This is a genomic window from Massilia haematophila, from assembly GCF_042647645.1.
In the GTDB taxonomy this organism is placed as follows: domain Bacteria; phylum Pseudomonadota; class Gammaproteobacteria; order Burkholderiales; family Burkholderiaceae_D; genus Telluria; species Telluria haematophila.
The window spans coordinates 3,874,135-3,895,483 of record NZ_JBHRVV010000001.1 but is presented as its reverse complement, the minus strand read 5'-3'; the positions used below and the strand labels follow the sequence as shown (position 1 = coordinate 3,895,483).

The 21,349-nt window shown below is 61.4% G+C and carries 15 protein-coding genes, 3 tRNA genes and 1 pseudogene; 18 read left to right on the top strand and 1 reads right to left on the bottom strand.

The features are described 5' to 3' along the window. Nucleotides 1-4: 4 nt before the first annotated feature. The 18 genes and pseudogenes from ACFOPH_RS17240 (at nucleotide 5) to sodC (ending at nucleotide 19,480) form a co-directional block, all read left to right on the top strand. A tRNA-Gly gene (locus ACFOPH_RS17240) sits at nucleotides 5-78 on the top strand. A 37-nt stretch (nucleotides 79-115) separates the two neighbouring features. Beyond that, a tRNA-Thr gene (locus ACFOPH_RS17235) sits at nucleotides 116-190 on the top strand. A 77-nt stretch (nucleotides 191-267) separates the two neighbouring features. Further along, complete coding sequence (gene tuf / locus ACFOPH_RS17230) at nucleotides 268-1,458, top strand: elongation factor Tu (RefSeq protein ID WP_312554551.1); 1,191 nt, start codon at nucleotides 268-270, stop codon at nucleotides 1,456-1,458. 129 nt (nucleotides 1,459-1,587) lie between these two features. Continuing rightward, nucleotides 1,588-1,663, top strand: a tRNA-Trp gene (locus tag ACFOPH_RS17225). Between the two features lie 36 nt (nucleotides 1,664-1,699). After that, a complete protein-coding gene (gene secE, locus ACFOPH_RS17220) occupies nucleotides 1,700-2,089 on the top strand; it encodes a preprotein translocase subunit SecE (RefSeq protein ID WP_312550427.1) in 390 nt (129 codons plus the stop codon). Continuing rightward, nucleotides 2,089-2,727, top strand: a complete 639-nt coding sequence (gene nusG / locus ACFOPH_RS17215; RefSeq protein WP_312550426.1) for a transcription termination/antitermination protein NusG — start codon at nucleotides 2,089-2,091, stop codon at nucleotides 2,725-2,727. Before secE ends, nusG begins: the two co-directional genes overlap by 1 nt. A 117-nt stretch (nucleotides 2,728-2,844) precedes the next feature. After that, complete coding sequence (gene rplK / locus ACFOPH_RS17210; RefSeq protein ID WP_020653552.1) at nucleotides 2,845-3,276, top strand: 50S ribosomal protein L11; 432 nt, start codon at nucleotides 2,845-2,847, stop codon at nucleotides 3,274-3,276. Further along, entirely contained in the window at nucleotides 3,276-3,974 is a 699-nt protein-coding gene (rplA, locus tag ACFOPH_RS17205; protein ID WP_312550425.1) for a 50S ribosomal protein L1, read from the top strand. The genes rplK and rplA overlap by 1 nt, the downstream gene beginning before the upstream one ends. Before the next feature lie 274 nt (nucleotides 3,975-4,248). Next, nucleotides 4,249-4,773 carry a 50S ribosomal protein L10 gene (rplJ, locus tag ACFOPH_RS17200; RefSeq protein ID WP_312550424.1) on the top strand — a complete coding sequence of 175 codons (525 nt, stop codon included), beginning with the start codon at nucleotides 4,249-4,251 and terminating at the stop codon, nucleotides 4,771-4,773. 69 nt (nucleotides 4,774-4,842) lie between these two features. Further along, nucleotides 4,843-5,220 carry a 50S ribosomal protein L7/L12 gene (gene rplL, locus ACFOPH_RS17195; RefSeq protein WP_036245558.1) on the top strand — a complete coding sequence of 126 codons (378 nt, stop codon included), beginning with the start codon at nucleotides 4,843-4,845 and terminating at the stop codon, nucleotides 5,218-5,220. Between the two features lie 280 nt (nucleotides 5,221-5,500). Further along, nucleotides 5,501-9,610: a DNA-directed RNA polymerase subunit beta gene (rpoB, locus tag ACFOPH_RS17190; protein ID WP_312550423.1), complete on the top strand. Its 4,110-nt coding sequence runs from the start codon at nucleotides 5,501-5,503 to the stop codon at nucleotides 9,608-9,610. A 153-nt stretch (nucleotides 9,611-9,763) separates the two neighbouring features. After that, complete coding sequence (gene rpoC, locus ACFOPH_RS17185) at nucleotides 9,764-14,008, top strand: DNA-directed RNA polymerase subunit beta' (protein ID WP_312550422.1); 4,245 nt, start codon at nucleotides 9,764-9,766, stop codon at nucleotides 14,006-14,008. A 154-nt stretch (nucleotides 14,009-14,162) separates the two neighbouring features. Then, entirely contained in the window at nucleotides 14,163-16,229 is a 2,067-nt protein-coding gene (locus ACFOPH_RS17180; RefSeq protein ID WP_379736601.1) for an acyltransferase family protein, read from the top strand. Between the two features lie 30 nt (nucleotides 16,230-16,259). After that, nucleotides 16,260-16,759, top strand: a pseudogene (locus ACFOPH_RS17175) (arsinothricin resistance N-acetyltransferase ArsN1 family B). A gap of 100 nt (nucleotides 16,760-16,859) precedes the next feature. After that, nucleotides 16,860-17,546 (top strand): alpha/beta hydrolase, encoded by a 687-nt coding sequence (locus ACFOPH_RS17170; RefSeq protein ID WP_312550419.1) that lies wholly within the window; start codon nucleotides 16,860-16,862, stop codon nucleotides 17,544-17,546. 157 nt (nucleotides 17,547-17,703) lie between these two features. Continuing rightward, nucleotides 17,704-18,288 carry a PEP-CTERM sorting domain-containing protein gene (locus tag ACFOPH_RS17165; RefSeq protein ID WP_312550418.1) on the top strand — a complete coding sequence of 195 codons (585 nt, stop codon included), beginning with the start codon at nucleotides 17,704-17,706 and terminating at the stop codon, nucleotides 18,286-18,288. 295 nt (nucleotides 18,289-18,583) lie between these two features. Then, complete coding sequence (locus ACFOPH_RS17160) at nucleotides 18,584-18,766, top strand: hypothetical protein (RefSeq protein WP_312550417.1); 183 nt, start codon at nucleotides 18,584-18,586, stop codon at nucleotides 18,764-18,766. Between the two features lie 186 nt (nucleotides 18,767-18,952). After that, nucleotides 18,953-19,480 (top strand): superoxide dismutase [Cu-Zn] SodC, encoded by a 528-nt coding sequence (gene sodC, locus ACFOPH_RS17155; RefSeq protein ID WP_379736598.1) that lies wholly within the window; start codon nucleotides 18,953-18,955, stop codon nucleotides 19,478-19,480. A gap of 210 nt (nucleotides 19,481-19,690) precedes the next feature. Here sodC and ACFOPH_RS17150 read toward each other — a convergent pair whose 3' ends face one another. Next, nucleotides 19,691-21,325: a M28 family peptidase gene (locus ACFOPH_RS17150; protein ID WP_312550415.1), complete on the bottom strand. Its 1,635-nt coding sequence runs from the start codon at nucleotides 21,323-21,325 to the stop codon at nucleotides 19,691-19,693. Nucleotides 21,326-21,349: the final 24 nt, after the last annotated feature.

Here is a 21,349-nt window from a genome sequence, read left to right as displayed (position 1 = left end):
CCTCGCGGGTGTAGCTCAATGGTAGAGCTGAAGCCTTCCAAGCTTACGACGAGGGTTCGATTCCCTTCACCCGCTCCAGTTATTGCGATGCAGTCTGTGTATCGCAAACAAATCAGCCCTTGTAGCTCAGTGGTAGAGCACTCCCTTGGTAAGGGAGAGGCCACGTGTTCAATCCACGTCAAGGGCACCAGAATTTAGCGCGGCAGTCCGTTGTACTCGTCCGTCAGGTGTGCCTGGTAATTCTCAAAATATCGTTAGGAGTCTCAAATGGCAAAAGGTAAATTCGAACGGACCAAGCCGCACGTCAACGTCGGCACCATCGGTCACGTTGACCACGGTAAAACCACCCTGACGGCTGCAATCGCAACCGTTCTGTCGAAGAAGTTCGGCGGCGAAGCCAAGGCGTACGACCAGATCGACGCGGCTCCGGAAGAGAAGGCACGCGGCATCACCATCAACACCGCGCACGTCGAGTACGAAACCGAATCGCGTCACTACGCGCACGTTGACTGCCCAGGCCACGCCGACTACATCAAGAACATGATTACCGGTGCTGCGCAGATGGACGGCGCGATCCTGGTGTGCTCGGCCGCTGACGGCCCGATGCCACAGACCCGCGAGCACATCCTGCTGGCGCGTCAGGTTGGCGTTCCGTACATCATCGTGTTCCTGAACAAGTGCGACCTGGTCGACGACGCAGAACTGCTGGAACTGGTCGAAATGGAAGTCCGCGAACTCCTGTCGAAGTACGAGTTCCCTGGCGACGACCTGCCGATCATCAAAGGTTCGGCACGTATGGCCCTGGAAGGCCAGCCTGGCGAAATGGGCGAAGAGTGCATCATCCGCCTGGCAGAAGCCCTGGACACCTACATCCCGACGCCAGAGCGCGCTGTTGACGGCGCCTTCCTGATGCCAGTCGAAGACGTGTTCTCGATCTCGGGTCGTGGTACCGTCGTGACCGGTCGTGTCGAGCGCGGCATCATCAAGGTCGGCGAAGAAATCGAAATCGTCGGCATCACCGATACCGTCAAGACCACCTGCACCGGCGTGGAAATGTTCCGCAAGCTGCTGGACCAGGGTCAGGCAGGCGACAACGTCGGTCTGCTGCTGCGCGGCACCAAGCGTGAAGACGTCCAGCGCGGCCAGGTTCTGGCCAAGCCGGGCTCGATCAAGCCGCACAACCACTTCACCGGCGAGATCTATGTGCTGTCGAAAGACGAAGGTGGTCGTCACACCCCGTTCTTCAACAACTACCGTCCGCAGTTCTACTTCCGTACCACCGACGTGACTGGCTCGATCGAGCTGCCGGCGGACAAGGAAATGGTCATGCCAGGCGATAACGTGTCGATCACCGTCAAGCTGATCAACCCGATCGCGATGGAAGAAGGCCTGCGCTTCGCAATCCGCGAAGGCGGCCGTACCGTCGGCGCCGGCGTGGTTGCCAAGATCATCGCCTAAGTAATTTGTAGTAAAGCAGTACGCAGTAAGTAAGATCTTTTAGAGGAGGAAATTGTTTCCTCCTCTAAAAAACATTCCCCGCCATGCGCGCGCATGGTGTAGAATGTGTGATTCAGCTGAAGTCTTCGTAGGGGTGTAGCTCAATTGGCAGAGCGTCGGTCTCCAAAACCGAAGGTCGCGGGTTCGATTCCCTCCGCCCCTGCCACCGAATTCTGGTGCGCAGCACCGAAAGTAAAGAAGAATGTCTAATCAATCCGTGCAAACCGTTAGCACCTCGAATGACAAGTTCAAGGTTGCCCTGGCGGTGGTTGCCGCGATTGCAGGCGTAGTCGGGTTCTTTTACCTGAAAGGCCAGAACAAACCAGCCTTGGTCGCCGCCGGCGCCCTCGTGGCTGGTTTAGTTTTTGCTGTCCTGCTTTTGTGGACGTCCACCACCGGCCGCGAGTTCCTGAACTTCGCCAAAGAGTCCGTTCGCGAAACCAAGAAGGTTGTTTGGCCGAGCCATAAGGAAGCGCGCATGATCACCATGATCGTGTTTGCCTTCGTCGTCGTGATGGCGATTTTCCTCTGGGGCACGGATAAGATTCTGGAATTCCTGTTGTACGACCTGGTCCTGGGATGGAAACAATAATGAGCGAAAACGTGCAAGATAACGCAGCCGGTGATCCGGTGCCGGGCGAAGTTCCGGCACAGGACGCCGGCGCGTCGGCGGACGCTCCCGTGAGTGTCCCGGTCAGCAACAAGCGCTGGTACGTCGTACACGTCTACTCCGGCATGGAAAAGAGCGTCATGCGTGCGCTCACCGAGCGCATCGACCGCGCCGGCATGCAGGAACAGTTCGGCCGCATCCTGGTTCCGACCGAAGAAGTCGTGGAAGTCAAGAATGGCAGCAAATCGGTTTCCGAGCGCCGCTTCTTCCCTGGCTACGTGCTGGTCGAGATGGAAATGACCGACGAGACCTGGCACCTGGTAAAGAACACCAGCAAGGTCACCGGCTTCATCGGCGGCAAATCGAACAAGCCGACCCCGATTCCGGCGCGCGAGATCGACAAGATCATGCAGCAGGTCCAGGAAGGCGTCGAGAAGCCACGGCCGAAAGTGCTGTACGAAGTGGGCGAGCAAGTCCGCATCAAGGAAGGCCCGTTCACCGACTTCAACGGCAACGTCGAAGAAGTCAACTACGAAAAATCGAAGGTGCGTGTCACTGTCACCATCTTCGGCCGCGCAACTCCGGTGGAACTGGAGTTCGGGCAGGTAGAGAAAGTCTAAAACGCTTTAATCGGAGCGTCGCAGCAGCAAGGCGGAATCCGGTAAGAGGAGCCCCGCCGAGCCGGCAGTCAGGTAGCGGCGGGGCGCTACTACTCAATGCCAATCTAGGAGCCATTCATGGCAAAGAAAATTATTGGCTTTATCAAGCTGCAAGTTGCGGCTGGTAAGGCAAACCCATCCCCACCGATCGGTCCTGCACTCGGTCAGCGCGGCCTGAACATCATGGAATTCTGCAAGGCGTTCAACGCCCAGACCCAAGGTTTCGAGCCAGGCATGCCGATCCCGGTCGTGATCACCGCGTTCGCCGACAAGTCCTTCACCTTCGTGATGAAGACCCCGCCGGCAACCTACCTGATCAAGAAAGCCGCTGGCATCACCAAGGGTTCGCCGAAGCCACATACCGACAAAGTCGGTACGCTGACCCGTGCCCAGGCTGAAGAAATCGCAAAAACCAAGCAGCCGGACCTGACCGCCGCCGACATGGACGCCGCAGTGCGTATCATCGCCGGCTCGGCACGTTCGATGGGCATCACGGTGGAGGGTGTGTAATGGCTAAGCTGTCCAAGCGCGTCAAAGAAATGAAAGCGAAAGTCGACCGTAACAAGGTCTACGCCTTCGACAACGCACTGTCGATCGTCAAGGAATTCGCAACCGCCAAGTTCAACGAGTCGATCGATGTCGCCGTTCAGCTGGGCGTGGATCCGAAGAAGTCGGACCAGGTCGTTCGTGGTTCGGTCGTCCTGCCAGCAGGCACCGGCAAGACCGTGCGCGTCGCCGTGTTCGCCTCGGGCGACAAGGCCGAAGCCGCTAAAGCAGCCGGCGCCGACATCGTCGGTATGGAAGACCTGGCAGAGCGCGTCAAGGCCGGCGACATGCCGTTCGACGTCGTCATCGCTTCGCCGGACACCATGCGTATCGTCGGTACCCTGGGCCAGATCCTGGGCCCGCGCGGCCTGATGCCGAACCCGAAGGTTGGCACCGTGACCCCGGACGTGGCTGGCGCCGTGCGCAACGCCAAGGCCGGTCAGGTCCAGTACCGTACCGACAAGGCTGGTATCATCCACGCGACCATCGGCCGCAAGTCGTTCTCGGACGACGATCTGAAGGCCAACCTGGCCGCACTGATCGATGCCCTGAACAAGGCCAAGCCGGCTACCTCGAAGGGCGTGTACCTGCGCAAGGTCGCGATCTCGTCGACCATGGGCGCTGGCGTCCGTGTCGATCACGCTTCGATCGCCGCTGCTTAATTAAAGCAAGAATCAAGTCCCCGCAGAACAGCGCGGGGCGCATCTTTGGGCTGCCGGGGCAGGAACACCGCTCCGGCAGGCAATCAAAGACCGTTGGGCCGAATGCAGAGGTTGGGCAGGAGGTTAAAAGCACACCCAACGCAGATGGTGTACCCGAACAAGTTTTGTAGTCCACGCTGCGTGAGTTCATCCGCGTTAGATTGACTTCTTAACTTCGGACGCCGTGTTCGAACCGATGCAGACATGTTGTTTGCATCATTTAAGGAGATTGACCGTGGGTCTTAATCTGAATGACAAAAAGGCCGTCGTCGAAGAGGTAAGCGCTAAAGTTGCAACCGCGCAAACCATCGTCGTGGCTGAGTACCGTGGCATCCAGGTTGCTCACTTGACCAAACTCCGTGCAGCCGCACGTGCCCAGGGCGTCTACCTGCGTGTTCTGAAGAACACGCTGGCTCGTCGCTCGGTTGAGGGCACGCAGTTTGCCTCGCTGGCTGATTCCATGACCGGTCCGCTGATCTACTCGATCTCGGACGATGCCGTTGCAGCAGCTAAAGTCATCAACGACTTCGCTAAAACCAACGACAAGCTGGTCGTGAAAGCCGGTAACTACGCTGGTAAGGCACTGGATGTCGCCGGCGTGACCGCGCTGGCAAGCATCCCGAGCCGTGAAGTCCTCATCGCCCAGCTGCTGGGCGTCATGCAGGCACCGGTGTCGGGCTTTGCACGAGTTCTGGCTGCAGTCGCAGCACAAAAAGGCGAAGGCGCCGCTGCTCCGGCAGCAGAAGCCACCGAAGCGTAATCGCTTCGCGTCTTTCTGTTCAAGTAGAACCAAACCTGTACTACACACACACAATATTTGGAGTTTCAAATGGCAATTAGCAAAGAAGAGTTCCTGGACGCAGTTGGCGCAATGTCGGTCATGGAACTGAACGACCTGGTCAAGGCTTTCGAAGAGAAGTTCGGCGTGTCGGCAGCTGCAATGGCAGCACCGGCAGCTGGCGGTGCCGCTGGCGGCGCAGCTGCTGCTGAAGAGCAGACCGAGTTCAACGTTGTTCTGGCCGAAGTCGGCGCGAACAAGGTCGGCGTCATCAAGGCCGTCCGCGAAATCACCGGTCTGGGCCTGAAAGAAGCCAAGGACCTGGTCGACGGCGCACCGAAGACCGTCAAGGAAGCCCTGCCGAAAGCTGACGCTGAAGCCGCTAAGAAGAAGCTGGAAGAAGCTGGCGCCAAGGCCGAGCTCAAGTAATACATACGCAAAGGGCGCCGTTCAGGCGCCCGGAGCCGGAGTCAAAGCTTGCACACCCCTGCCGGAAGGCGGGGGCTGCGGCTTTGGCTCTTTTGTCGTCCCCGCGGCAAACGCAATACCCCTGCAGTACCGGCAGCGCGCAGCACAGAATAAATCGTAACACAGCAGTACGGTTGTCCTTTTCATCTGGCGGAACAAGAAGAGACTTGAGGCCTTGTATGTGGTGACCGCCACTGGCAATCCCTGAATTCTCATCCTTTCTGTCACTCACGGAGTGTCCATGCACTACTCATTTACTGAGAAGAAACGCATTCGCAAGTCGTTCGCGAAGCGCGCCAACGTTCACAACGTTCCATATCTTCTGGCTACCCAGCTTGAATCCTACGAGAATTTCCTGCAAGCGGACGCCGTCCCCTCCGTGCGCAAGAACGAAGGCCTGCAATCGGCTTTCACCTCGATTTTCCCGATCGTGTCGCATAACGGCTTTGCGCGCCTCGAGTTCCTGTCCTACGTGCTGGGCGACCCCGCATTTGACGTCAAGGAATGCCAGCAGCGTGGCCTGACCTTCGCTTCGCCGCTGCGCGCCAAGGTGCGCCTGGTGATCCTGGACAAGGAATCGCCGACCAAGCCGGTCGTCAAGGAAATGAAAGAGCAGGAAGTGTACATGGGCGAACTGCCGCTCATGACCGCCAACGGTTCGTTCGTCATCAACGGCACCGAGCGTGTGATCGTCTCCCAGCTGCACCGTTCGCCGGGCGTGTTCTTCGAGCACGACCGCGGCAAGACGCACTCGTCGGGCAAGCTGCTGTTCTCGGCCCGTATCATTCCTTACCGCGGCTCGTGGCTGGACTTCGAGTTCGACCCGAAGGACATCCTGTTCTTCCGCGTCGACCGCCGCCGCAAGATGCCGGTGACGATCCTGCTGAAGGCCATTGGCATGACGCCGGAACAGATCCTGGCGAACTTCTTCGTCTTCGACAATTTCACCCTGCGCTCCGAAGGCGCCGAGCTGGAGTTCGTGTCCGAACGCCTGCGCGGCGAAGTCGCGCGCTTCGACATCGTCGATCCGAAGACCGGCAAGACCATCGTGACGAAGGATAAGCGCATCAACGCCAAGCACGTGCGCGACATCGAGGCGGCCGGCATCAAGGCCATCTCGGTACCGGAAGACTACCTGGTCGGCCGCGTGCTGGCGACCAACGTCGTCGACGGCGACACCGGCGAAATCATCGCCAACGCCAACGACGAGCTGACCGACGAACTGCTGGGCAAGCTGCGCGACGCCAACATCGAGGCTATCCAGACCCTGTACACCAACGACCTGGACCAGGGCGCCTACATCTCGCAGACCCTGCGCACCGACGACACCGCCGACCAGATGGCCGCGCGCGTGGCGATCTACCGCATGATGCGTCCTGGCGAACCGCCGACCGAAGAATCGGTCGAGGCCCTGTTCAACGGCCTGTTCTACAGCCCTGAGCGCTACGACCTGTCGGCTGTCGGCCGCATGAAGTTCAACCGCCGCATCGGTCGCGACGAGCTGACCGGCGACATGACCCTGTCGAACGACGACATCCTGGCCGTGATCAAGATCCTGGTCGAGCTGCGCAATGGCCGCGGCGAAGTCGACGACATCGATCACCTGGGTAACCGCCGCGTGCGTTGCGTCGGCGAACTGGCCGAAAACCAGTTCCGCGCCGGCCTGGTGCGCGTCGAGCGCGCCGTCAAGGAACGCCTCGGCCAGGCCGAAGCGGACAACCTGATGCCGCACGATTTGATCAACAGCAAGCCGATCTCGGCCGCGATCCGTGAATTCTTTGGTTCGTCGCAGCTGTCGCAGTTCATGGACCAGACCAACCCGCTGTCGGAAATCACGCACAAGCGCCGCGTTTCCGCACTGGGCCCGGGCGGCCTGACCCGCGAGCGCGCCGGCTTCGAGGTGCGCGACGTGCACCCGACCCACTACGGCCGCGTCTGCCCGATCGAAACGCCTGAAGGCCCGAACATCGGCCTGATCAACTCGCTGGCACTGTACGCCCGCCTGAACGAATACGGCTTCCTGGAAACCCCGTACCGCAAGGTCGAAGGTTCGAAGGTCACCGACAAGATCGACTACCTGTCGGCGATCGAAGAGGGCCGCTACATCATCGCCCAGGCCAACGCCAAGATCAACGACGAAGGCCAGCTGATCGACGAACTGGTATCGGCACGCGAAGCCGGCGAAACCATCCTGGTCTCGCCAGAGCGCATCCAGTACATGGACGTGGCCCCGGGCCAGATCGTGTCGGTTGCAGCATCGCTGATTCCGTTCCTCGAGCACGATGACGCGAACCGTGCACTGATGGGCGCCAACATGCAGCGCCAGGCGGTTCCTTGCCTGCGTCCTGAAAAGGCCGTGGTCGGCACCGGCATCGAGCGCACCGTGGCGGTCGACTCGGGTACGACCGTGCAGGCCGTCCGTGGTGGTGTCGTCGATTACATCGACGCGGGTCGCGTGGTTATTCGTGTCAACGACGACGAGGCGCAAGCCGGCGAAGTCGGTGTCGACATCTACAACCTGATCAAGTACACCCGTTCGAACCAGAACACCAACATCAACCAGCGTCCGATCGTGCAGGTGGGTGACCGTGTCGCCCGCGGCGACGTGATCGCCGACGGCGCATCGACCGACCTGGGCGAACTGGCACTGGGCCAGAACATGCTGGTGGCCTTCATGCCGTGGAACGGCCTGAACTTCGAGGACTCGATCCTGATCTCGGAAAACGTGGTCAAGGACGATCGCTACACCTCGATCCACATCGAAGAGCTGTCGGTCGTCGCACGCGACACCAAGCTCGGTGCGGAAGAGATCACCCGCGACATCTCGAACCTGGCGGAAAACCAGCTGGCTCGCCTGGACGAGTCGGGCATCGTCTACATCGGCGCGGAAGTGACCGCCGGCGACGTGCTGGTCGGTAAGGTGACCCCGAAGGGCGAAACCCAGCTGACCCCGGAAGAGAAGCTGCTGCGCGCGATCTTCGGCGAAAAAGCCTCGGACGTGAAGGACACCTCGCTGCGCGTGCCGTCGGGCATGGTTGGTACCGTCATCGACGTGCAAGTGTTCACCCGCGAAGGCATCCAGCGCGACAAGCGCGCCCAGCAGATCATCGACGACGAGCTGAAGCGTTTCCGCCTGGACCTGAACGACCAGATGCGTATCGTGGAAGGCGACGCCTTCCAGCGTCTGGAGCGTATGCTGGTCGGTAAAGTCGTCAACGGCGGTCCGAAGAAGCTGTCGAAAGGCGCCGTCATCACCGCCGAGTACCTGGCCGACCTGGACAAGTTCCACTGGTTCGACATCAGGCCAAGCGACGACGAGACCGCCAACGCACTGGAAGCGATCAAGGAGTCGATCAACGAGAAGCGTCACCAGTACGACCTGGCCTTCGAAGAGAAGCGCAAGAAGCTGACGCAAGGCGACGAGCTGCAGCCTGGCGTGCAGAAGATGGTCAAGGTCTACCTGGCCGTCAAGCGCCGCCTGCAGTCGGGCGACAAGATGGCGGGCCGCCACGGTAACAAGGGTGTGGTCTCGCGTATCGTCCCGGTCGAAGACATGCCGTTCATGGCCGATGGCCGTCCGGCAGACGTCGTGCTGAACCCGCTGGGCGTTCCGTCGCGTATGAACGTCGGTCAGATCCTGGAAACCCACCTCGGTTGGGCAGCCAAGGGCCTGGGCTGGCGCATCGGCGAAATGCTGGCGGCGCAAGCGAAGGCAGCGGATCTGCGCACCTTCCTGGGCAAGATCTACAACGAAACCGGCCGCAAGGAAGACCTGGACAGCTTCAGCGATGAAGAAATCCTGAGCCTGGCGAACAACCTCAAGAACGGCGTGCCGTTCGCGACCCCGGTGTTCGACGGTGCCCACGAGGAAGACATCCGCCGCATGCTGGACCTGGCGTTCCCGGACGACATCGCCGCCAACCTCGGCATGACCCCGTCGAAGAACCAGGTCACGATGTACGACGGCCGCACCGGCGAAGCATTCGAGCGCAAGGTCACCGTCGGCTTCATGCACATGCTGAAGCTGCACCACCTGGTCGACGACAAGATGCACGCCCGTTCGACCGGTCCGTACTCGCTGGTGACGCAGCAGCCGCTGGGCGGTAAAGCCCAGTTCGGTGGCCAGCGCTTCGGTGAGATGGAGGTGTGGGCACTGGAAGCGTACGGCGCATCGTACGTGCTGCAGGAAATGCTGACTGTCAAGTCGGACGACGTGAACGGCCGTACCAAGGTGTACGAGAACCTGGTCAAGGGTGACCACGTGATCGACGCCGGCATGCCTGAATCGTTCAACGTGCTGGTCAAGGAAATCCGCTCGCTGGGTATCGATATCGACCTCGAGCGTAACTAAGAAGCAGGACGGAGCGGCAAGGCTGAGTGATTGGCCTTGCCATCCGGGCGGGAGCCCCAAAGTACTCCTGTCCGACTCCTGAATTGCCGCTTGGTTTGAGGCGCTGCGCAAGCAGCGCCTCGCAATGAAATTTAGTCACCTCTGGAGTGATACATGAAAGCACTGCTCGATCTATTCAAGCAAGTACAGCAAAATGAAAGTTTCGACGCCATCAAGATTGGCCTGGCGTCGCCTGAAAAAATTCGTTCGTGGTCGTTCGGTGAAGTCAAGAAGCCCGAGACCATCAACTACCGTACCTTCAAGCCGGAGCGTGACGGCCTGTTCTGCGCCAAGATCTTTGGCCCGATCAAGGATTATGAGTGCCTGTGCGGCAAGTACAAGCGCCTGAAACACCGCGGCGTGATCTGCGAAAAGTGCGGCGTCGAAGTGACGCTGGCCAAAGTGCGTCGTGAGCGCATGGGCCACATCGAGCTGGCCTCGCCGACCGCGCACATCTGGTTCCTGAAGTCGCTGCCGTCGCGTCTGGGCATGGTCCTGGACATGACCCTGCGCGACATCGAACGCGTGCTGTACTTCGAAGCATACGTCGTGACCGATCCTGGCATGACCCCGCTGAAAAAGTGCCAGATCATGTCGGAAGACGATTACGCCGCCAAGTACGAAGAGTACGGCGACGACTTCACCGCGTACATGGGCGCCGAAGGCATCCGTGAACTGCTGCGCTCGATCGACATCCACCGCGATGCCGAAGCCCTGCGCGTCGAGCTGAAGGAATCGAAGTCCGAAGCGAAGATCAAGAAATACGCCAAGCGCCTGAAAGTGCTCGAGGCGTTCCAGCGTTCGGGCATCAAGCCCGAGTGGATGATCATGGAAGTGCTCCCGGTCCTTCCGCCGGAGCTGCGTCCGCTCGTCCCGCTGGACGGTGGCCGTTTCGCCACCTCGGACCTGAACGACCTGTACCGCCGCGTCATCAACCGTAATAACCGCCTGAAGCGCCTGATGGAACTGCGCGCGCCGGAAATCATTACGCGTAACGAAAAGCGCATGCTGCAGGAAGCAGTGGACTCGCTGCTGGACAACGGCCGTCGCGGCAAGGCGATGACCGGCGCCAACAAGCGTCCGCTGAAGTCGCTGGCCGAAATGATCAAGGGTAAGGGCGGCCGTTTCCGTCAGAACCTGCTGGGCAAGCGCGTCGACTACTCGGGCCGTTCGGTCATCGTGGTCGGTCCGCAGCTGAAACTGCACCAGTGCGGCCTGCCGAAGCTGATGGCCCTGGAACTGTTCAAGCCGTTCATCTTCAACAAGCTGGAACTGATGGGTCTCGCGACCACCATCAAGGCCGCCAAGAAGCTGGTCGAAGTGCAAGAGCCGGTCGTCTGGGACATCCTGGAAGACGTCATCAAAGAACACCCGGTCATGCTGAACCGTGCACCAACCCTGCACCGTCTCGGTATCCAGGCGTTCGAGCCGGTCCTGATCGAAGGCAAGGCAATCCAGCTGCACCCGCTGGTCTGCGCGGCGTTCAACGCCGACTTCGACGGTGACCAGATGGCAGTCCACGTCCCGCTGTCGATCGAAGCACAGATGGAAGCCCGCACCCTGATGCTGGCCTCGAACAACATCCTGTTCCCGTCGAACGGCGAACCGTCGATCGTGCCGTCGCAGGATATCGTGCTGGGTCTGTACTACGCGACCCGCGAGGCGATCAACGCCAAGGGCGAAGGCATGATGTTCCCGGACGTCTCGGAAGTCATCCGCGCGTACGACAACAAGGAAGTCGAACTGGCGACCCGCATCACCGTGCGTATCGTCGAGTACCCGCGCGTTGCCGGCACCGATGAATTCGAACGTACCGTGACCCGTTACGAGACGACCGTTGGCCGTGCCATTCTCTCCGAGATCCTGCCGAAAGGCCTGCCGTTCTCGGTGTTGAACCGCGCCCTGAAGAAGAAGGAAATCTCGAAGCTGATCAACACGTCGTTCCGCAAGTGCGGCCTGCGTGCGACCGTCGTCTTCGCCGACAAGCTGATGCAGTCGGGCTTCCGCCTGGCAACCCGCGCCGGCATCTCGATCGCCGTCGACGACATGCTGATCCCGGACGTCAAGAAGGGCATGATCGCGACCGCCGAAGCGGAAGTGAAGCAGATCGAGCAGCAGTACGCCTCGGGTCTGGTCACCGCCGGCGAGCGTTACAACAAGGTCGTCGACATCTGGGGCAAGACCTCGGACGAAGTCGGCAAGGCGATGATGGACCAGCTGAAAGTGGAACCGGTCATCAAGCGTGACGGCACCGAAAGCACCCAGGAATCGTTCAACGCGATTTACATGATGGCCGACTCGGGCGCCCGTGGTTCGGCAGCCCAGATCCGCCAGCTGGCCGGTATGCGCGGCCTGATGGCGAAACCGGACGGCTCGATTATCGAGACGCCGATTACGGCGAACTTCCGCGAAGGCTTGAACGTTCTGCAGTACTTCATCTCGACCCACGGCGCTCGTAAAGGTCTGGCGGATACGGCACTGAAGACCGCGAACTCGGGTTACCTGACCCGCCGCCTGGTCGACGTGACCCAGGACCTGGTCGTGATCGAGGACGATTGCGGCACCACCAACGGCACGCACATGAAGGCGATGGTCGAAGGCGGTGAAGTCATCGAGCCGCTGCGCGACCGTATCCTCGGCCGCGTTGCCGGTACCGACATCGTGAATCCGGAAACCCAGGAAACCCTGTTCGAAGCCGGCACGCTGCTGGACGAAGACATGGTCGAAGAGATCGAACGCGTCGGCATCGACGAAGTGAAGGTCCGCACCCCGCTGAACTGCGACACCCGCTTCGGCCTGTGCGCCAAGTGCTACGGCCGCGACCTGGGCCGTGGCCTGCTGGTCAACTCGGGCGAAGCAGTCGGCGTCGTGGCGGCACAGTCGATCGGTGAGCCGGGTACCCAGCTGACCATGCGTACCTTCCACATCGGTGGTGCGGCATCGCGTGCGGCAGTGGCCTCGTCGGTCGAAGCCAAGTCGAACGGCACGGTCCGCTTCACCGCGACCATGCGTTACGTCACCAACGGCAAGGGCGCCCAGATCGTCATTTCGCGTTCGGGCGAAGTGCTGATCACGGACGACCACGGCCGCGAGCGCGAGCGTCACAAGGTGCCGTACGGCGCGACCCTGATCGTCAAGGATGGTCAAGTCGTCAAGGCCGGCACCCCGCTGTCGACCTGGGATCCGCTGACCCGTCCGATCATCACCGAGTACGCAGGTACCATCAAGTTCGAAAACGTGGAAGAGGGCGTCACCGTCGCTCGCCAGGTGGACGAAGTGACCGGCCTGTCGACCCTGGTGGCGATCGATCCGAAGCGCCGCGGTTCGGGCAAGGTCCTGCGTCCGCAGGTCAAGCTGCTGAACGAAGAAGGCCAGGAAGTCAAGATCGCCGGCACCGAGCACGCCGTGACGATCGGCTTCCAGGTCGGCGCACTGATCATGGTCAAGGACGGCCAGCAGGTATCGGTGGGTGAAGTGCTGGCACGTATCCCGACCGAATCGCAGAAGACCCGCGACATTACCGGTGGTCTGCCGCGCGTTGCCGAACTGTTCGAAGCACGTTCGCCGAAGGACGCGGGCATGCTGGCGGAAGTCACCGGTACGGTTGCATTCGGTAAGGAAACCAAAGGCAAGCAGCGTCTGGAAATCACGGACATGGACGGCAACAAGCACGAGTTCCTGATCACCAAGGACAAGCAAGTGCTGGTGCACGACGGCCAGGTGGTGAACAAGGGCGAGATGATCGTCGATGGTCCGGCCGACCCGCAGGACATCCTGCGCCTGCTGGGTATCGAAGCGCTGGCCCGTTACATCGTCGACGAAGTGCAGGACGTCTATCGTCTGCAGGGCGTGAAGATCAACGACAAGCACATCGAGGTGATCGTTCGCCAGATGCTGCGCCGCGTGCAGATCACCGACGCCGGCGACACCGACTACATCGTCGGCGAGCAGGTGGAGCGTTCGGAGCTGCTGGAAGAGAACGACAAGGTCAACGCCGTCGGCAAGCTGCCGGCACAGTACGAAAACGTGCTGCTGGGTATTACCAAGGCATCGCTGTCGACCGACTCGTTCATCTCGGCCGCATCGTTCCAGGAAACCACCCGCGTCCTCACCGAAGCGGCGATCATGGGCAAGCGCGACGGTCTGCGCGGCCTGAAGGAAAACGTCATCGTCGGCCGCCTGATCCCTGGCGGTACCGGTCTGGCATTCCACCGCGCCCGCAAGGAGAAGGAAGTCTGGGAAGCGGAAGAGCGCCAGGCGCTGCTGCAGCAGGAGAAGGCCAACATGGCTGCCGAGCTGCAGGCGATGGAAGACCAGGCGCAGGCGCAGACGACCGAGCATCACGGCGACGCCGAGTAAATCGGTTAGTTGCTAGCGAAAACGGCACCCCTTGGGGTGCCGTTTTTTTTTGCGTCTCTCGCGACAGAGGGTGCGCCGATCACCCGGCCTGATCGTTATAAAAGCCCCGAACCCCATGCTATGATCGCGCCCTGTTCGGTTTCTCCACAGCACAATGAGCGACGTCGCGTACAAGCAGGCCTCTACCGCAAGCACGGTCCCATCCTCCGGTTTATTCAGGCACGACCAGCGCTACTTCCCTGAAGTCGACGGCATCCGCGCCATCGCCGTCCTGATGGTGATGTTCTGTCACGCAAAGCTGATGGGCTTTGCCGGCGGTTTTGTCGGCGTCGACATCTTCTTCGTCATCTCGGGCTATGTGGTCACGCTGGCCATCGTGCGCCAGCAGGAAAACAAAACGTTCTCGCTCGCGGAATTCTATGCGCGGCGCTTGCGGCGCCTATTGCCTTCCCTGTACCTGATGGCGTTGGCGACATTCGCGTTTTGCCTGGTCTTTAATTTCCCCGAAACGAACTTCAAGCTTCTCAAGAACCTGATGGCGCTGACGCTGTTCGGGTCGAATTTCTACCTGGCCAAGCATACGGATTACTTCGACCTCGAGAGCGCGAAACAGCCGCTGCTGCATACCTGGTCGCTGTCGGTGGAAGAGCAGTTCTATCTGATATTGCCGCTGTGCCTGGTATTTTTGGGACGCTATAAACCCCGGACGCGGGCGATTGTCCTGGTCCTGGCTTTCGTGTTGACCCTGGCCTATTCGATCGTACAGACCAACAAGGTGGGGGCGAGCGGCTACTATTTCCTGCCGGCGCGGCTGTTCGAATTCCTGCTTGGTGCGGTGATTGCCCTGGGTATTGCGCGGGCACGGGCACTGCCCGCTTACCTGGCCGACCTGCTGCTTGTCCTGGGCGCCGTGGCAGTGTGGATATGCTGCGTGAAGCTCGGGCCGCAGACGATCATGCCGGGCACGTCTGCACTGCTGCCATGCGTCGCCGCGGCGCTCCTGATCATCGGCGGGCGCCATGCGGGCATTGCGCGGCCGCTGCTGTCGAACGCGCCGCTGCGCTACCTGGGCCGTATTTCCTATCCGCTGTATCTATGGCACTGGCCCTGCATTTTCGCGTTCAACCGCTTCGGCCTGAGCGACGCGCCCTGGATGATCCTCGCCCTGGTCCTGTCCACGGTGCTGGCGGTGCTGACCCACCATTGGGTCGAGCTGCCATGGCGCGCGCGCAAGGACCGTCCTGGCCGCACCTGGCTCATGCTATGGCTGGCGCCGGTCGTGGTCGTGCTCGCGTTGACGCAGCTCGCGCGGCCGACCGATAACTTCACGAAGTTCTACCCGCAGCAGTATCGGGACGACTATCACCACGCCGGCTACTCCGTGTTCGATGTTCCACGCGCCAAGAAATGCTGGCGCCAAGCCGGCGTCACGTCCGCGGCGGAGTGCACCCTGGGCGCACCCGGCAGCGCGAGCAAGGCCGTACTCTGGGGCGATAGCCACGCCTATCAGCAGATCGGCCTGATCGATGCGATCGGCAAGGCCAAACAGATCGCGATCCAGGACATGACCTATACCTTGTGTGCGCCGGTTGCCAACAGCCCGGAGCACTCGCCCGAGGTGATCATCCGCAATCACGCCCAGGACTGCCGTGCCCACAACCTCGCCGTCATGGACCATATCCTGGCCAATCCGCAGATCACGCTGGTCTTCATGGGTGCGGTGTGGGATGCGTACGCGCATGCACCTGGCGACAATGCGCCGAATGCGCGCGGCTACACGCAAGGCCAGTTCGAAACCGAGCTGGGCGCTACAATTGCCCGTCTGAACGCCGCCGGCAAGCGGGTCATCATGCTCGACGACATTCCGATGCTGCCTGCGGAACTGGTGAATTGTCCGTCGGACTGTCTTTATCTCCCGGCTTTCGCACGACGCGAATGCAGTTTCCCACGCGCGGTCGCCGAGGAGCAGCACCGGGTCGCGGCTGACCTGCTGGGGCGCGCCGTGCAGGCATTCCCGACGACGGCTGTCATCAATACGTACGATGTGCCATGCGACGAGACGCGCTGCCATGCCGAACTGCAGGGTGTTCCGCTCTACAAGCATGACGACACAGGACACCTGGGCATGGGCGGCACCGCCATCTTCCACGAGCTGTATATGCGCAAACACCCGGGGCAGCTGGACCAGATTTTTGGCACGAACAAGGGTAATATTGAATGATCGTTATCCAGTATTCCTCGTCCGGCAGCCATGACAAGACCAACGATTCGCGCCGCACTCCCCAGTGACGCCGATGCCATCTGCGCCATCTATAACCATTACGTCGGCAATACGACCATCTCGTTCGAAGAAGCGCCGGTTTCCGCAGGCGAGATGGCGCAGCGCATCGCCGACGTCGGCGCGGCCGGGCTGCCATGGCTGGTCCTGATCGACGGCGACACGCTGATCGGCTACGCCTACGCCACAAATGGCGGGTGCGCCAGGCCTACCGGTTTTCGGTCGAGACCTCGGTCTACCTGGACCGCCAACAGACCGGGCAGGGCGCCGGGCGCATGCTGTATGAAGCCTTGCTCGCCGAATTGCGCCAGCGCGAACTGCACCTGGCGATCGCCGGCATCGCCCAGCCGAACGAGGCCAGCGTGCGCCTGCACGAGCGGCTGGGGTTCAAAAAAGTCGCGCATTTCGGCGAAGTGGGCCGCAAGTTCGGCAACTGGGTCGATGTCGGCTACTGGCAATTGCAGTTGAACTGAGTCGACTGCGCAGCAGCGCCCGCGACAAGATCGAAGCCTGCGCCGCCCGCGATAACCGCGTCCTACACTGCGCCTTCAGTCACGAGCAGGGGAGGACAGCATGAACGAACGCGGTCATCTCGACGTCCGGCCGCCGGCGCCCGGCACGGTACCGCCGGCGAATGCCCCGACCGGCCTGCACAAGCTCGACGTCGGCGGCCGGCGCGACAGTTACATCTACGTGCCCGAGCACTACCGGGCCGAGCAGCCGATGCCGCTGGTCCTGCTGCTGCACGGCGCAGGCGGCCACGCCCACGATGGGTTGCGCATCCTGCTGCACCTGGCCGATCGCGCCGGCCTGATCCTGGTAGCGCCGGCCTCGCACGCATCGACCTGGGACATCATCGCCCGCAGCGGATACGGCAAGGACCTGGCCCTGGTCGACCGCGCACTCGCTCACGCGTTCGCGCACTATGCGCTCGACACCGCGCATCTCGGCATCGGCGGCTTCTCGGACGGCGCCTCGTATGCGCTTACACTCGGCCTGGCCAACGGGGCGCTGTTCACCCACGTGCTGGCGTTCTCGCCCGGATTCATCGGCTCGATGGAACAGCGCGGCGTACCGAAGGTCTTCATTTCCCACGGCGACGAGGATCGCGTGCTGCCGATCGAACCCTGCAGCCGCACCATCGTGCATCAGCTGCGTACTGCCGGATATCCGCTCCTCTACAAGGAATTTCATGGCGGGCATGTAATTCCGCAGAATATTGCGGAGGAGGCAGTCAGCTGGTTCACCGATGAGAAATAGCGCTTCAGACACGTCTTCACTGTCGAAAAACTTTACACATGAGCATATGCAATGTGGATTGCTCTGCGTAACTTATTGACCGGATTAGTTATTTGCTTCTCGGCACAACTATTGCTTCTTGGATCGTATCCAATCCAAACTAGGTAGCAATAATAAAATGAAGACCAAACTTATCGCAGCAGCCGCTTTCGCATTTTTTGCCAACATCGCCTCCGCCGGCGTCATCGTCAACGGCGATTTCGGCACCGGCGATTTCACCGGCTGGAAAACCGAAGGCGACGTGATGATCACCGGCACGGTCGAGGCTACCGTGGCGGCCTTGTACAGTGGCCGTGGTGAAGGCCTTTACACGACGATTTCGCAGGCGATCGAACTTGACGCCGGCGACGTGCTGACCGGTTACGCCGAATTCTTCAGCCTCGATTACGGCAGGTACAACGACACCAGCTTCGTGTCGATCGGCGGCGCCCAGCTGTTCGCACGCGACGTGTCGAACACCCCCCAGGCAACCAGCTCCGGACCGGTGAAATTCAGCTATACCGCCGCCACCGCAGGCGTGTACCAGCTGGTAGCAGGCGTCGCCAACATCGGCGACAACGTGAACAGCAGCTACTTGCACGTATGGAACTTCGCGATCGCGGATGCCAACCCGGTGCCGGAACCTGGCAATGTCGCCCTGTTCGGCCTGGGCCTGTTCGGCGCCGCCGCCGTGCGTCGCAAATTCGCAGCCAAGCGCGGCTGATATTGCCCGCCAGCGGGACGCCGCCAGCGCGTCCCGCTGCTTCCTCCCCGTCTTCTCGCGTCACCGGCGCAGTGCTGCCGGCGCCATCCCGTCTAAATCACGCTTTTTGAATGAATCATGCACCGCGCGTGAGAATTATTTATTCGGCATATATCGACAAATGCAAAATGCCAAATGGGTAAAAATAGTTTTTGCCATCATAAAAATGCGGCTCTAGTATTTATTGCCGTCTTTTTATGGTGGAAACAGCAGGATTTTCAATCGCATAAATATTCCAATAAACGGAGAGTGCACGATGAATATCTTTAAGAAAGCCGTATTTGCCGTCGCCGTGGCGTCGGGCGTGATGGTTTCTTCGATGGCGCCGGCCTGGGCGCTGCCGTCGTACGAAACCTGCCTCGCCATGCAGGAAGAGTGCTACGCCGGTGGAGACTGCACCACCTTCCGCCGCCTGTGCCACGTCTACGGCCTGAGCTGAAATACCGCAACGCGCAGCAATTCATCAGCGCACTGCGCGCGCATCGAACCGAATTGGACCGGCCCACGCCGGTCCATTTTTTTTGTTGCCGGCTTGACCCGGCGAGCCGTACGGCCCGGTTCGAGCGGATGTTCTACACTGATGCGCGTTGTCTCGTTCAATAACTTTCCAAGAAAGGGATATGCGATGAAAGCTCAATGGATCTGCGCGGCACTACTGTGCTCCACCTGGCTGGGAGCGGCCGTGCACGCCGCCGAGATGCGCGCGACGATGAATGCGGTGTCCGATGCCGGTGTCGGCAAGTCGACCGGCACCGTTACCATCAGCGAAACGAAATACGGGCTGGTGTTCACGCCGGCACTGACCGGCCTGCCGCCGGGCGTGCATGGCTTCCATGTCCACGAGAACAACAGCTGCGCCACCAACCAGAAGGACGGCAAGCCGGTGCCGGCGGGCGCCGCGGGCGGTCACCTGGATACGACCGGCAGCAAGAAGCATGGCCTGCCGTGGGGCGATGGCCATATCGGCGATTTGCCGGCGCTGTATGTCGAGAGCTCGGGGGCGGCGAACAATCCGGTGCTGGCGCCGCGTTTGAAGCTGTCCGATGTGAAGGGCAAGGCCTTGATGGTGCATGCGGGTGGGGATAATCACTCGGATCATCCGGCGCCGCTGGGTGGGGGCGGGGCGAGGATTGTGTGTGGGATTATTGAGTGAAATAATATTTCAGGATTATTGCTAAAGTGAAATAATATTTCATGGCGCGTAGTTGCATCGCAAGCGTGCCATGTGCATGAGTCGTACCGCGTGGGCTCGAGAGCCCACCCTACGCCAGTGCATTGGCCACCGATCAGAACGGCGTGGCAGGTATGCACAAATAAAAACGCCCGGTCATTCCTGACCGGCCGTTTCGTTATGAACACCTCATTACTTCGCGGCGGTGCGTGCCTTGCCGAAAGGATCGCCGGCTTTCCATGCCGGCATCTTCGGTGCGTCGGCGACCGTGCGGCCCAGGTTCAGCGTGAACTGCGCCTGCTGCACCATGCCCGACAGGTCCCAGCTCGGATCGTATTCGTCGTTTGCCTGATGGTACTTGGCGCGGTAGGTCTTGGCTTTCGCGCTGTTCGCTTCGGCGTCCTTGGCCCAGGTGCTGCCGGCGCCGACCGAGAAGGCCGGCACGCCGGCTTTCGCGAAGCTGAAGTGGTCGCTGCGGAAGTAGCCGCCGGCCAGGTCCGGCTTGGACGGGGCGACCGTCAGGCCCATGGCCTTGGCGGTGGCCGCTGCCATCGCGCCCAGTTCGGTGCGCTCGCTGCCCGGCACGCTGACGTCCTTGACCAGGCCGACCCAGTTCAGGCTGTCCAGGTTGAGGTTGGCGGCGGTCTTCTCGATCGGCCACAGCGGCTTTGCGGCATAGGCCGCGCTGCCCAGCAGGCCCTGCTCCTCGGCCGCGACCCACAGGAACATCTGGCTGCGCTTGCTCGGTGCGCGCGCCGCTTCCTGCGCCATCGCCAGCAGGGCGGCGGTACCGGAGGCGTTGTCGACCGCGCCATTGAAGATGGTGTCGCCTTCGGTGCCCTGCTTGCCCATGTGGTCCCAGTGGGCGCTGTAGATGACGACTTCGTCCTTCAGCTTCGGATCGGTGCCCGGGACGACGCCGGCCACGTTGTACTCGTTCAGGGTGCGCACGGCGGCGCGCGCCTCGCCCTTGACGCGGGCGTTCAGCACGACCGGCTTGAAGTTCTTGTCTTCGGCGGCGGCGCGCAGCTTGTCGAGGTCCTGGCCGGCGGCGGCGAACAGCTTGCGCGCCGTGGCGTCGGTGATCCAGCCCTGCATGCCGGTGCCGAGGTCGGCGTCGGCCAGCTGGAAGCGCTCGGCGGCGGCCCAGCTGTTCTGCACCACGCTCCAGCCGTAGGAAGCCGAGGCGTCGGTGTGGATCAGCAGGACGCCGGCCGCACCCTGGCGCGCCGCTTCGGCCAGCTTATAGGTCCAGCGGCCGTAATAGGTCAGGCCGGCGCCGTTGAAGCGGTTCGGCTCGGCGGCGGTCGGGGCCGGGTCGTTGACCATCATGACCAGTACCTTGCCCTTGGCGTCCAGGCCCTTGAAGTCGTCCCAGCCTTCTTCCGGCGCGCTGATGCCGTAGCCGACGAAGACCAGTTCCGCGTCCAGGCTGTGGTCCGGCTTGGCGTCGCCCGGGCCCCAGACCCAATCGGCGCCGAAATTCAGGGGCAGCGCCTGGCCGCCCGCAACGATGCCGACATTGCTCTTCTCCGGCAGCGCGCGCACGCCCGCGATCTTGACTTCCTGGCGGTAGCTGGTGCCGTTGGCCGGCTGCAGGCCGGCGGCCATGGCCTGGGTCTCGAGATAGGTGACGGTCAGCTCGCCGCCGCGCTGGCCGGTGCCGCGGCCCTCGACGGCGTCGGATGCGAGGAAGGCCAGGTGCGCGCGCAACGGCGCTTCCTTGACGGTGGCGGCGGGCGCCTTGCCGGCGGCGTGGGCGGGATAGGCGAGCGCCAGGCTGCTGGCGAGGGCGGTAACGACAACGGAGGAGACGATCTTGTGCATGGAATCCTGCTGCGATGGTTAGTG